The sequence below is a fragment of the Cutibacterium avidum 44067 genome, assembly GCF_000367205.1.
Classification (GTDB): domain Bacteria; phylum Actinomycetota; class Actinomycetes; order Propionibacteriales; family Propionibacteriaceae; genus Cutibacterium; species Cutibacterium avidum.
The window spans coordinates 2,404,171-2,417,188 of the sequence record NC_021064.1 but is presented as its reverse complement, the minus strand read 5'-3'; the positions used below and the strand labels follow the sequence as shown (position 1 = coordinate 2,417,188).

Genomic DNA, 13,018 nt, shown 5'->3' with positions numbered 1-13,018 from the left:
GGCCCTGCGAAGTACAGCGAAGGGAGGTGCGAGAGACTGGACGCAGCACCGGGAGGAGAGACCATGTCCACCGCACTTGTCATCGGGGAGTCGCTGATCGACGTCGTCAATGATGCTGGGCGGGTGAGTGAACACCCCGGGGGCTCGCCCATGAACGTCGCGGTTGGGCTGGCGCGCTTGGGACGCGAGGTCGAGTTGGCGACCTGGATCGGTCCTGACTCTCACGGTCAGAGCATCGAAGCCCACGTCGGGGCCGACAACGTCCGTCTCAGCAGGTCCTCACGCGGAGCCGATCGCACGTCGACGGCCACCGCCACCCTGACGGGAGGCCAGGCGAGCTACGACTTCGACCTCGAGTGGGCGTTGCCGTCGGTTCAGATGCCCGACGACTGCGTGGTCGTCCATACCGGATCCTTGGCGTGCGGAATCGCTCCGGGACGCCAGGTGGTGGCCGAGACGGTGGCCACCGCCCGGGGCTCAGCGACGATCACCTTCGATCCGAATTGCCGACCCAGCCTCCTCGGCGACCCGAGTACCGCCCGCCACGATGTCGAACAGTTCGTCCGGCTGGCCGACGTCGTCAAAGCCTCCGATGAGGACCTGGCATGGCTGGGGGAAGGCTCCGACCCCGTCGAAATGTTGACGGAGTGGATGGGACTGGGGCCGAAAATTGGCATCCTGACGATGGGAGAACACGGCGTGGTGGCCATGACGGCCTCTGGTGTCGAAATTCGCATCCCCGGGGAGCGAGCTGACGTGGTCGACACCGTCGGCGCCGGGGATTCCTTCATGTCAGCGACCATTGACGGCTTGTGGACTGCCGGGCTGTTAGGGGCCGAGCACCGCGTCGACCTGGGGCGCATCGAAGCTCGCATCCTTCGCCAGGTGATGCAGAGGGCGGCCCATATCGCTGCCATCACGGTCTCCCGAGCCGGCGCAAATCCCCCGCGTAGCAGCGAACTGGTGTGAACCGGGCTTCCCTACCCCGGATTCTGCGAGACTGGCCCCATGAAGGGGAACTTCCACTCGGCATATGACCAAGGTTTCGCACGAGTCGCAGCATGCACCACGACGGTGCACATCGGTGACCCGGCATCGAACATGGCGGGTATTCTCGACACCTGCCGGGAGCTCGACTCCCGCGACGTGGCCGTCGCCGTCTTCCCCGAACTCTGCCTGACCGGCTACGCCATCGACGACCTGCTGCTCCAGGACGTCCTCCTGGACGCCGTTCTCGACGCCATCGAGACCCTGCGTCAGGCATCCCGCGACCTCTTCCCGGTGGTAGTCGTCGGGGCCCCCCTGCAGCGAGGAAACCGGCTGTACAACTGTGCGGTCGTCGTCCACCGCGGCCAGGTGCTCGGCGTGGTGCCCAAGAGTTATCTCCCCAACTACCGGGAGTTCTACGAGAAGCGTCATTTCGCCGCCGGCGCCGGCACCAGCGGGATCATCGACCTGTCGGGGCGACAGAAATCTCACGTGGCATCGATCGATGTCCCCTTCGGCACGGACCAGCTCTTCCAGGCCTCCGACCTGCCCGATCTCACCTTCCACGTGGAAGTCTGCGAGGACCTGTGGGTTCCGGTCACCCCGTCGTCCCAGGCCGCGCTCGCGGGGGCCGTCCTCGAGGTCAACCTCTCGGGGTCTCCCATCACTGTCGGAAAATCGCGCCAGCGTCACGAATTGTGCAAGATGACGTCCTCGCGCAATCTACAGGCCTACGTCTATGCGGCCGCTGGCCCTGGGGAGTCGAGCACCGACCTGTCCTGGGACGGCCAGACGATGATCTACGAGAACGGCTCCTTACTGGCGGCCACCGACCGGTTCTCCCCCGAGCCGGGGTACTGCCTCGCTGACATCGACCTCGATCTGTTGCGTCAGGAGAGGATGCGTCAGGGTTCCTTCGACGACAATGCCCTCTCCCATTCTCGTGACAAGGGCTGGCGGACCAGTACCTTCATTCTCGCCCCGCCTCATGAGGACATCGGTCTCGAGCGACCCGTCGACCGGTTCCCCTTCGTCCCCAACGAGCCAGACCAGCTCGCCCAGGACTGCTACGAGGCTTACAACATCCAGGTCTACGGGCTGCGTCGTCGCCTCGAGTCAATCGGGTCACCCAAAGTCGTCATCGGTGTTTCCGGTGGCCTGGACTCCACCCATGCCCTGCTCGTCGCAGCCAAGGCGATGGACCAGATGGGCCGTCCCCGCACCGACATCCTCGCCTTCACGATGCCAGGGTTCGCCACCACCGACCACACCAAGAACAACGCCCTGGACCTGTGCCAGGCACTCGGCATTCCCTGCGAGGTGTTGGACATCCGCCCGGCAGCCACCCAGATGCTCAGGGGGATGGGGCACCCGGCCGGTGACGGGGCTGACGTCTATGACGTCACCTTCGAGAACGTCCAAGCTGGTCTGCGTTACGACTACCTCTTCCGCATCGCCAATCAGCGAGGCGGCATCGTGCTGGGGACCGGAGACCTGTCCGAGCTGGCCCTGGGGTGGTGCACCTTCGGCGTCGGCGACCAGATGAGCCACTACGGGGTCAACACCGGCGTGCCGAAGACCCTCATCCAGCATCTCATCCGGTGGTGCATTTCGTCGGGCCAGTTTAACGAAGCCACCAATGTCGTCCTGGAGTCCGTGCTGGGGACGGAAATCTCCCCCGAGCTCGTCCCGGCTCGCCCCGGAGAGAAGATCCAGTCCACCCAGGCGAAGATCGGCCCCTACGAGTTGCAGGACTTCACCCTCTACCACCTGTTGCGCCACGGGATGCGTCCCAGCCGGATCGTCTTTCTGTCCCACCACGCCTGGCGTGACGCCTCGGTGGGGTCCTGGCCACCCGGGTTCCATGACGAGGACCGCCATTCCTATGACCTGTCAGCCATCAAGGACTGGACACGGCTGTTCCTGCGTCGATTCGTCGGAAACCAGTTCAAGCGCTCCACCCTGCCCAACGGACCCAAGGTCGTCGCCGGTGGGTCCCTGAGCCCGCGCGGTGACTGGCGAATGCCGTCCGACGCCGTGGCCCGGGCCTGGATGGACGACCTCGAGACGGTTCCCGACGAGCACTCCTGAGCCCTGACGACCTGTGCCCTGGGGAAAATGGCCAGCCCGAGGGTCCCCCTCCCCGCCGCAACACCGAACGCTCACCGCACCGATGACGAAAATCCCCGACTCACCGTCCCCACCGTCACAGTTCACCCTCCGGCCACTCTGACGCGGCAATATTGAACTGTGCGTGTTGATGACGAATTGAGGCTTACCCCCACCCTCCCCGACGGTCGTGGGTTGCGCATCGGCATCCTGACCAGCGGTGGCGACGCCCAGGGCATGAATGCCGCTGTCCGCGCCGTGGTGCGCTCTGCATTGAGCGTGGGAGCCGAGGTCTATGCGATCTACGAGGGCTACCAAGGCATGATCGACGGAGGCGACGGCATCCGGAAGTTCGGATGGGATGACGTCGGTTCGATCCTCAACCGTGGCGGCACCGTGATCGGCACCTTCCGCTGCAAGGCGATGCGTGAACGCTCAGGTCGGCTGAAGGCCGTTCAGAACCTCTTGGAGCACGGAATCGATCGTCTCGTCGTCATTGGTGGCGATGGTTCGCTCACTGGTTTGGACGTGTTGCGCACCGAGTGGACCGATCTCGTCGCCGAACTTGTCGACACGGGTCGGGTGAGCCCCGAGGTGGCCCGCGAGCACCCCTCCCTCATGATCGCGGGACTCGTCGGTTCCATCGACAACGATCTCGTTGGATCCGACATGACCATCGGCGCGGACACGGCTCTGCACCGCATCGTCGATGCCATTGACGACCTCACCTCCACCGCCGCCAGCCACCAGCGATCCTTCGTCGTCGAGGTAATGGGTCGTCACTGCGGCTATCTCGCCCTCATGGCGGCAGTCGCCGGTGGAGCCGACTATGTGCTCATCCCGGAGCGCCCACCGGAGGACGGCTGGGAGGATCGGATGTGTGCCGAGCTCAAGCGCGGCCGACAGTCGGGGCGCCGGGACTCGATCGTCATCGTCGCCGAAGGAGCCACCGATCGCGCCGGTAACCGCATCACCTCCGAGTACGTCCGTCAGGTCCTCGAGAACAAGCTCGGGGAGGACGCCCGCGTCACCATCCTGGGCCACGTCCAGCGCGGCGGACGCCCCTCTGCCTACGACCGTTGGGCTTCCACCTGGCTCGGCTACCACGCCGTTCACGAGGTCCTTTCGACGACCCCGGAGGCCGAGGGACGCGTCATCGGAACCGGCGCGAACCGTATCCACCGTCTACCCTTGGTCAAGGCCGTCGCCGACACCAAGTCGGTGCCCGGTCTCATCGAGCAGGGGCGTTACAACGAGGCCATGAGGATGAGGGGACGCTCCTTCGTCGAGATGGACGCCATCTTCACCGAGCTCAGCGAGCCGGCTCGCACCGAGACCGAGGGAGTCGAGGACGCCGACCGCAAGCGGATTGCGATCATGCATGCCGGCGGCCCTGCCCCGGGCATGAACACTGCTGCCCGCGCGGCCGTCCGGTTGGGCATTTCTCGCGGCCACACCGTCATCGGAATCCACAACGGATTCGTCGGCCTGGCTGCCGGGGACATGTCGGAACTGGCCTGGGGCGACGTCGAGGGCTGGGCCGGGGAAGGCGGCGCTGAGCTGGGCACCCGCCGCGAAACCCCGAGCACCCGTGACCTCTACGCCGTCAGCCGCGCACTGGAGGACAACCACATCGACGCCCTGCTCGTCATCGGCGGATACTCGGCCTACGAAGGCATCCACACCATGACGACGGAACGGGACCGCTACCCCGCCTTCCGCATCCCAACGGTGTGCATCCCGGCCTCGATCGACAACAACCTCCCCGGTTCCGAGCTGTCCATCGGTGCCGACACCGCCCTCAACGTCATCGTCGAGGCGATGGACAAGATCAAGGAGTCCGGCATCGCCTCGCGTCGGTGCTTCGTCGTCGAGACGATGGGGCGCGACTGCGGATACCTCGCCCTGATGTCCGGGATCGCCGCCGGTGCCGAGCGGATCTACACCAATGAGGACGGCATCTCCCTGGACGATCTGGCCAATGACGTCCACTGGTTGCGGGAGTCCTTCGCCCACGGACGACGTCTCTTCCTGGCCGTTCGCAACGAGAACGCCTCTCGCAACTACACCACCGACTTCATCGCTCGACTGCTGGAGGAGGAATCCCACGGCATGTACGACGTGCGCCAGGTGGTGCTGGGGCACATGCAGCAAGGTGGGTCGCCCTCTCCCTTCGACCGGTTGCTGGCCAATCGTCTCGCGTATCGCGCTCTCAACCTCATTGACGACGAGTTGGCCGCCCACCAGGACGGGCCGTGGTTCATCGGTGTCAACGAATCGGACATGCGCCCCAGCAAGATGGAGACGATGCCTTCCCTCGTCGACTCCGCTCACCGTCGTCCCCGCGAGCAGTGGTGGCTGACGATGTCGCCGGTGGGACGAACGGTGTCCGACGAGGTGCGCTGATCCCGGACACCTAGCCAGGTTCATTACGCGACGCTTCCTCGTGACGCGCAGGTCCGACCAGCCGAGCCCGTGGCAATCTGGTTCACATGTGCGGACGTTTCAGTCTCGGAATGGACGGCGACAAGGTCGCGCGCCTCTATGGCGGTGACCTCGCCATCCCTTGGCAGCCGCGGTACTCCATCGCCCCGTCGACGATCGTTCTTACCCTCCACCAGAAGGACGTCACCCGGGTCCTCGCCCCGCGAGGTGGGGGTTCCGGCCCGGCTGGGCGAAGAATCCAGGGCCCAGCCCCATCAACGCACGCCTCGAGACCATCGCCACCAATGGGATGTTTCGTACCGCGATGGCCTCCCAGCGCTGCGTCGTTCCCATGACGGGGTATTTCGAGTGGACCGGGGAGCGCGGTGACAAAATTCCCCACTACATACATGGGTCCGGACTCCTGAGTGCAGCAGCCATCGCCGCGACGCGAAAAATCGACGCCGGCTTCGAGACGACGGTAGCGATCATCACCGCTCCCTCCCGTGACGCCGCTGGCCAGGTCCACAATCGGATGCCGGTCTTCCTCACCGACGACCTCGACGAGTGGCTCGATCCTGCCCGCCTCGACGCGACCCAGGCGCGGGGACTGGCCGCCCACATCAGCAAGGCACGTGACTTGATCGCGAACGAACTGAAGGTCGACCAGGTCGATCGTCGCGTCAACTCGGTGAGCAGGATCGACCCGGCCGACCCTTGTCTGATCGAACCGGCCCCCTGACGATTATCGTCAGGGGGTCGGGAGGCAGCACTTAGGCGACCTTCGGGATCTCCACCTTCTCGTTGTACTTGGAGAAGGTGGCATCAACAGCCATGTCCCCGCCCTGCCCTGACGGCATCGACATCTTGATGCCCTTGAACCGCTTGGCATCGTCAAGCCAATAGGTGACCTTGCCAGTGGTCTTCTTCTGGTCAGTACTCGACGACGCGCTCGGGGTGGCACTACCGGAGGCCGCCGGAACGGTGGCGTCGTAACGATGACCTCGGGATTCCTTGCCGACGTAAGTCAGGTTGTCGATCCCCTGGGTGAATCCAACCGTCATGTCGCCGGGATCGTTCTTCTTGCTCTTGGTCTGAGAGGGAGTCTTCTGCCACTTCGACCCCTGCTTGGTGTACGTCTGATCGTCAATGATCACCTGCTCGAGGGTCCCGCTCGACTCAGGGTTGGTCGTGACCATGTGAGCCTTGGGCTTGGAAGAATCCGTGCCGTCGTAGTCCGTGGTGGCCTTCATATTCATCTTCTGGCCATTCATCGAGCCGTCCAGAGAGGTCTCCATGCGGTAGGTCTTCACCGTCGCCATGGAGGTCTTGACCTCCTTGATGAACCTCGCCTTGTCGACCTTCCCCTTCTTGAACAGCGGATCAGCTGCTGCGGAGCTGGCGTGACTGTCATCCGCCTTTGATCCGCCATCACACGCAGCTAGAGACAAGCTCATCGTTGTGACCAGGGCCAGGGCAGCAACTTTCAACGGGGTACCTGAAAACACTCGCATGCATTTGTCCGGCTGGGGGTGTGCCGACCTTTCCACCCTCGATGTTAGGCGTTCCCAGGCACAACTGGATGGTCCCACCCTGACGGCAGGACGACCCAGAATCACTGATTCTTCATGACACCTTGGGAATCCTGACGGGCTCCGCGAACTTCGACAGAGTCATGTCCATCGTGACGCCAGCCCCCTCGGCACCCGTCGACATCTTCATCCCGACGACCCGCTTGGCATCGTCGAGCCAGTACGTCATTTTCACCTTCTGATTCATGGCGGCGGCCGCCTCTCCCCCGCTCATCTTGGCCGGATCGAGCACGACGTCGAACCGATGCCCGCGGGAGTCTTCACCCACATAGGTCACGGACTCCATCGCATTGGTGGACTCGCGGACGGTCTTCGCGACATCGGCCTGGCCCATACTGACACCAGTCTTGGAGCTCCTGACCCACTTCGATCCGCTCTTCTGGTAGACGTCCTTGCCCAGGATGACAACGTCTGCATCCTTCCCCTCATCGGGAGCAGACACGAGGACATGCGCCTTCGGAGCCGACTGATCATGGCCGTCGTAGTCGGAGGACAGCTTCATGGTGTGCTTCTCACCAGACATTGCGACACCCATGAAGCCTTCCATGTGATACGTCCTCATCTTCTTCACACCTTCGGTGAGGTCCTGAGAAAAATCATCCCTGTTGACTTTTCCCTTCGTGAAGATCGGATCCGGTGCAGGAGTAGGGGTTGCACTGGTGGCGACGCTTGTTGCCTTGTCGGCAGCCTTGAAGGTGTCGGAATTCCCACCACAGGCGGTCAAGGACAGACTGGCCGCAGCAATCGTAATGACAACAGCGGTCTTCACGGGATTACCTGAAAGAAATCGCATCTTCACATTCCGGCTGGGAGGGTGCCGGCCTTCCTGTCGGCATACTAACTACGGGAATGCGTCGTGGCGGGATCCGTTCTCACTTCATTACAACCGCACAGACAAGCTCCAACTGCCACCACAGATCACCGAGCCATGGCCCACGCCCACAGCCCGAGGATCGTCATACCAATGATCGTCACGATGACGACGATCAGCCAGGTCAGCCAGTCGGGGTGCTGGCGGGGCGGGGTCGGGTCGCCGTCAGACATGAGATGCCTCCAGGTCAGTTTCACACGGTGATGTCCATGCAAGGGTATCTGGAGGCCATGACTGCCCCTCGTGAAAGGACCGTCCGAGGCTGATCAGCGGGCAGTGAACGTTCCCGTTTCGGCCCAGTTGACGTTTGGGAAGTCGCCGGTCCGGCGCTGTACGATATAACCCGTTCGTCTTCCCATCGAAATGGACCATGGCTCTCATTTCGCACACACAAAACATGGAGGTACTGTGCCGTCGAGACTGACCCGGCGTTCGGTTCTGGCCACAGGTGCCGTGACTCTGCCAATGACCGTTGCAGCTTGCGCCAAGACGCCCCTGGACGAGGACGGTTCTGGTTCCGGCGGCACCGCCGGTGGGTCGTCCGCGACCCCGACGCCCACTCCGACCCCGACCCCAGCAGCTCTGACGCTCACCTCGGACCACCCGATCACCGAGCTGCAACCTGGTGACACCCTGAAGCTCGCCGTCGTCAACGGTGCTCTCAAGGACGTCAAGGTCACAGACAAGGATGACGACGAGGTTAAGGGAACCCTCAAGGACGGAATGTGGACCCCAGAGGAACCCTGGAGCCTCAACACCCACTACACCGTGACGGCGACCCTGACGAACACGGATTCCCATGCCGGACCGACGACCACCGTCACCAAGAAGATCAAGAGCCTCGACGGGGATGTCAACGTCGTCGAGATGCTCTACAGCGACGCCACCGTCGGCGTCGGTATGCCCGTCATCATCAAGTTCCGCAAGGACGTCATTGACGCCGGCATGCGCGCCAAGATCCAGAAGGCGATGGAGATCGACGTCTCCCCTAAACAGGAGGGGTCATGGGGATGGCTTGACCAGTCCCAGCTCATGTGGCGCCCGAAGGACTTCTGGAAGGCTGGCACGAAGGTCAGCGTGCGCGGCAAGCTCAAGGGGCTACCCACATCAAGCCATCGCTGGATCACCCGCGACATCGACGATTCCTTCCGCGTCGGCGATTCCCACATCCTGAAGATCTACATCAACAAACACAAGATGGATGTCGTCGTCAACGGCAAGGTGGCACGTTCCATCCCGGTGACGACGGGCAGGCCCGGCGGGAACACGACCACCCGATCTGGCACCAAGGTCATCATCGAGCGTGATCGCACCAGGGTCATGGACTCCTCGACGGTCGGCTTCCCCAAAGGGAGTTCTGATTATTACCACCTCAAGGTGAAGTACGCCATGCGTCTCACCTACACCGGTGAGTTCATTCACGCCGCCCCATGGTCCGCAGGTTCTCTGGGTAGTGCCAATGTCTCGCATGGCTGCGTCGGAATGTCCACCGAGAGCGCCAAGTGGCTGTTCAATCTCTGCGCGGCCGGGGATCCCGTCATCTGCACCGGATCCAACCGCCAGCTCAAGCCCCCCGAAGGCATCGGCTGCTGGTGCTACGACTGGAAGGGCTGGCAGAAGCTCAGCGCGCTCTGAGTCAGTCCTCCTGACATGGCAAAACCCTCTACCTCGATTCGAGGTAGAGGGTTTTGCCATGTCAGGGCGCCCTCACTCCTTGACGCCGTTTTTGGCTCCACAGGGCGGTTTTCTCCGGCAATCAGAGCTCCTTGACAGCGGTTGACGCGACACGCTCAAACCCTCGATGTCTTTGAGTCGACCGGTTGGCAATTCCTAATGTCCCACCCATCCCGGAAACGCCGGGATCGAAAGCCCCGATGCCTTCATTGGCGAGAGGAAGTCACACCGTGATCCGCCCCAAGCGCTCAGTCCGAGGTGCTGCCGCCACCATCGCCCTCACCTCCGGTATCAGCGTTGTTGCACCCGCCGTCATCGGTGCGGTCGCACACGCAGCTAACACGCAGACGATGTACGCGACAACGGACGTCAACGTGCGCTCTGCATCCTCCAACTCCGGCAAGGTCCTCACCGTCGTGGCCCGTGGCCAGTCGGTGCAGGTTACCGGCGAGAAGGTGCGCGGGTGGATCCCCGTCGCCGTGAACGGAACCACCGGCTGGATTTACCAGCGCTTCCTCACTGAGGAGAGCATCCGCCCGGTACATTTTGGGTCCGACCCGCTCCCCGACACCATGATCGCGACCGTCCCGGTCAACGTTCGTGACAATTCCGCCAATGCCGGCAAGGTCCTCACCGTTGCCGAGCGTGGTCAGGAGGTTCAGGTCACCGGTCGTCCTGACGGCGGCTGGCTCCCTGTCTCCGTCAATGGCAAGTCGGGTTGGATCTACGGTCGCTACCTCGCCACCGGCAAGGTGGCTCCGGCCCCCTCCAAGCCGACGGTTGACGCCACGAGCGGCTCCTCGACCAGCCGTGACAAGAGCCGTCCGGCCCTCGACAACGCTGCCACCCGCACCACCAGCGGCGTTAACGTGCGCACGGCTCCGTCTCCGTCCGGGCAGGTCATTGACCAGCTGGCTGACGGCGCCGGCGTCGAGGTCACCGGCGAGGCTCACGGGAACTGGGTGCAGGTTCGCGCCGGCCACCGCACTGGTTGGGTCTACCGCACCCACCTGAGCGGCAAGGTGCCCGCCGCCCAGCCCATCAAGCACGCCGAGCCCGCCAAGCACTCCGAGCCCGCCAAGTCCACCAAGCATGCCAAGGACGGCGCCTCCACCCACACCACCAGCGGCGTCAACGTGCGCACCGCCCCGACCCCCAAGGCCAGCATCGTCACCTCCCTGGCCGAAGGAACCGGCATCAAAGTCACCGGCAACGCCCGCGGCAACTGGGTCGAGGTCCGCGCCAACGGCCACACCGGCTGGGTCTACCGCACCCACCTGAGCGGCAAGGTGCCCGCCGCCCAGCCCATCAAGCACGCCGAGCCCGTCAAGCACAAGGGTGGAGACACCAGCCGCGACACGACCCGTCCGTCGCGTCACCACGCCAAGGACGGCGCCTCGAACAAGGGTTCGGGTCGCGCCGATGCACGCTGCGTCGCCTCCTTCTACGACGAGCCGCAGTCGACCGCCTCAGGTGAACAGTTCAACCCGAACGCCATGACCGCTGCCCACAAGTCCCTGCGTCTGGGTACTCACATCCGTGTCACCAACGTCCGCAATGGTCGCTCGGTGGTCGTCCGGATCAACGACCGCGGCCCGTACGTCGCCGGTCGCTGCGTCGACCTTTCTCGTGCCTCCTTCGCCGAGATCGCCGATCTCGGACAGGGAACGACCCCGATCACCTACACCGTCCTCGACTGATGACGAGGGACTGAGTCCAACTCCGTGTGGGGGTGGCTCGCCGATGGGCGGGCCACCCCCACGCGCGTCTCGTCAGCCGGGGGTCCGTCGGGCCGGTGTCGAAAACTGTCACCCGACCCGGGGAACCCTCAACCATGCCGACCAATATGCCGGTTTCTTGGTGATTTGTACCGGCGAGCCGTAGCCTTGGCTGTGCCATAGTTCACACCGTGGTGACGCTCGGGAACGAACCCGTAGTGCCACCCGTCCACGTATGTCCGGCCACCGGTGATGTCCGGACGAGGCCGCCAGGAAGGATCGCACGATGGGTTCGAGTGCAAGGTTTGTCGACGAAGACACCCAACTCGATTTCGGCAAGGTCGTCGCCACTGACGGCCAGGTGGGTTACGACATCGGGGGTCTGCTCAACAAGACCGGCAACGTCATGATCGACCCCGGATTCGTCAACACGGCGTCCTGCGAGTCTCAGATCACCTACATCGACGGTGAGAAGGGCATTCTGCGCTATCGCGGCTACCCCATTGAGCAACTCGCCGAGCAGTCCACCTTCCTCGAGACCGCTTACCTCGTTCTCTACGGCGAACTGCCGAGCAAGGCCCAGCTGGAGGGATTCGAGGAACGAATTCGCCGCACCACCCTCATCGATGAGCGAATGCGAGACCTGTTCCGTTGCTTCCCTCGTCGCTCCCACCCAATGCCCGTGCTCGCCTCCGGCATCATGGCTCTGTCGACCTTCTCCCAGAAGTCGTCGGGAACTGATCCGGAGCAGATCGAGGCTGCCACCACCCGTCTGATCGCCAAGGCCCCGACCCTGGCTGCCTTCGGTTACAAAAACTCGATGGGCCAGCCGACCCTGTACCCTGACAACTCGCTGAGCTACGTTCAGAACTTCATCCGGATGAGCTTCGGCTTCCCGACCGAGCCTTACGAGTTCAACGACCAGATCACCAAGGCCCTGGAGACTCTCCTCATCCTGCACGTTGATCACGAGCAGAACTGTTCGACCTCGACAGTCCGCATGGTTGCGTCGTCGGGTGCGAACATGTACGCCGCAGTTGCCGCCGGCGTCAATGCGCTATCCGGGCCGAAGCATGGTGGCGCGAACCAGGCCGTCCTCGAGATGCTGCAGTACATCCGCGACTCCGACATGACGACCAAGGAGTTCGTCCGCAGGGTCAAGGACAAGCAATCCGACATCAAACTGATGGGCTTCGGCCACCGCATTTACAAGAACTACGATCCGCGTGCCGCCATCATCAAGAAGCACGCTGATCGCATCATGGAGCTCCACACCGGTCGCGAGGATCTTCTCGAAATCGCCAAGGAGCTTGAGGAGACCGCACTGAGCGACGACTACTTCAAGGAACGCAAGCTCTACCCGAATGTCGACTTCTACACCGGTCTCATCTACGAGGCCATGGGCTTCCCGATGAACATGTTCACCGTACTGTTCGCCTTGGGTCGTCTGCCCGGCTGGATCGCCCAGTACCGCGAGCAGGTGGCCACCGGCGGAAACAAGATCTGGCGTCCGCGTCAGATCTTCACCGGAGCTGACCTGCGCGACTACGTACCGCTGGATCAGCGCGCCTGACTGTGCAAAAGGCCCCGGGGCTTCGGCTCCCGGGGCCATTTCATGCCTGATACTCCGACAAGCGGCAACC

The 13,018-nt window shown here is 63.4% G+C and carries 10 protein-coding genes; 7 read left to right on the top strand and 3 right to left on the bottom strand.

Features of this window, described 5'->3' with window-relative positions; translation table 11 throughout:
• The first annotated feature begins 63 nt into the window (after positions 1-63).
• The 4 genes from PALO_RS10985 (at position 64) to PALO_RS12630 (ending at position 6,262) form a co-directional block, all read left to right on the top strand.
• Positions 64-969, top strand: a complete 906-nt coding sequence (locus PALO_RS10985; RefSeq protein WP_015583605.1) for a carbohydrate kinase family protein — start codon at positions 64-66, stop codon at positions 967-969.
• A 39-nt stretch (positions 970-1,008) separates the two neighbouring features.
• Complete coding sequence (locus PALO_RS10980) at positions 1,009-3,078, top strand: NAD(+) synthase (RefSeq protein ID WP_015583604.1); 2,070 nt, start codon at positions 1,009-1,011, stop codon at positions 3,076-3,078.
• Between the two features lie 177 nt (positions 3,079-3,255).
• Positions 3,256-5,502 carry a 6-phosphofructokinase gene (locus PALO_RS10975; RefSeq protein WP_187290359.1) on the top strand — a complete coding sequence of 749 codons (2,247 nt, stop codon included), beginning with the start codon at positions 3,256-3,258 and terminating at the stop codon, positions 5,500-5,502.
• Positions 5,503-5,662: 160 nt separating this feature from the next.
• Positions 5,663-6,262 (top strand): SOS response-associated peptidase, encoded by a 600-nt coding sequence (locus tag PALO_RS12630; protein ID WP_238137869.1) that lies wholly within the window; start codon positions 5,663-5,665, stop codon positions 6,260-6,262.
• A gap of 31 nt (positions 6,263-6,293) precedes the next feature.
• Here PALO_RS12630 and PALO_RS10965 read toward each other — a convergent pair whose 3' ends face one another.
• The 3 genes from PALO_RS10965 to PALO_RS13060 all read right to left on the bottom strand — a co-directional run bounded on the left by PALO_RS10965 (position 6,294) and on the right by PALO_RS13060 (position 8,156).
• The gene (locus PALO_RS10965) at positions 6,294-7,010 is read right to left on the bottom strand and encodes a hypothetical protein (RefSeq protein ID WP_015583601.1); all 717 of its coding nucleotides are present in this window, start codon (positions 7,008-7,010) and stop codon (positions 6,294-6,296) included.
• Positions 7,011-7,146: 136 nt separating this feature from the next.
• On the bottom strand, positions 7,147-7,881 hold the full coding sequence (locus PALO_RS12180) for a hypothetical protein (RefSeq protein WP_015583600.1): 735 nt from the start codon (positions 7,879-7,881) through the stop codon (positions 7,147-7,149).
• A gap of 149 nt (positions 7,882-8,030) precedes the next feature.
• The gene (locus tag PALO_RS13060; RefSeq protein WP_004809892.1) at positions 8,031-8,156 is read right to left on the bottom strand and encodes a hypothetical protein; all 126 of its coding nucleotides are present in this window, start codon (positions 8,154-8,156) and stop codon (positions 8,031-8,033) included.
• A gap of 292 nt (positions 8,157-8,448) precedes the next feature.
• Between PALO_RS13060 and PALO_RS10955 the strand changes: the two genes are divergently transcribed.
• From PALO_RS10955 to PALO_RS10945, 3 genes are all read left to right on the top strand, one after another.
• Positions 8,449-9,618 carry a L,D-transpeptidase gene (locus PALO_RS10955; protein ID WP_015583599.1) on the top strand — a complete coding sequence of 390 codons (1,170 nt, stop codon included), beginning with the start codon at positions 8,449-8,451 and terminating at the stop codon, positions 9,616-9,618.
• Positions 9,619-9,887: 269 nt separating this feature from the next.
• Complete coding sequence (locus PALO_RS10950) at positions 9,888-11,357, top strand: septal ring lytic transglycosylase RlpA family protein (RefSeq protein WP_015583598.1); 1,470 nt, start codon at positions 9,888-9,890, stop codon at positions 11,355-11,357.
• Positions 11,358-11,661: 304 nt separating this feature from the next.
• Positions 11,662-12,948 carry a citrate synthase gene (locus PALO_RS10945; RefSeq protein WP_015583597.1) on the top strand — a complete coding sequence of 429 codons (1,287 nt, stop codon included), beginning with the start codon at positions 11,662-11,664 and terminating at the stop codon, positions 12,946-12,948.
• Positions 12,949-13,018 lie beyond the last annotated feature (70 nt).

Coding starts and splice junctions, on each gene's coding strand:
- PALO_RS10985 (WP_015583605.1), top strand. CDS start 64: ATGTCCACCGCACTTGTCATCGGGGAGTCGCTGATCGACGTCGTCAAT.
- PALO_RS10980 (WP_015583604.1), top strand. CDS start 1,009: ATGAAGGGGAACTTCCACTCGGCATATGACCAAGGTTTCGCACGAGTC.
- PALO_RS13060 (WP_004809892.1), bottom strand. CDS start 8,156: ATGTCTGACGGCGACCCGACCCCGCCCCGCCAGCACCCCGACTGGCTG.
- PALO_RS10955 (WP_015583599.1), top strand. CDS start 8,449: ATGACCGTTGCAGCTTGCGCCAAGACGCCCCTGGACGAGGACGGTTCT.
- PALO_RS10945 (WP_015583597.1), top strand. CDS start 11,662: ATGGGTTCGAGTGCAAGGTTTGTCGACGAAGACACCCAACTCGATTTC.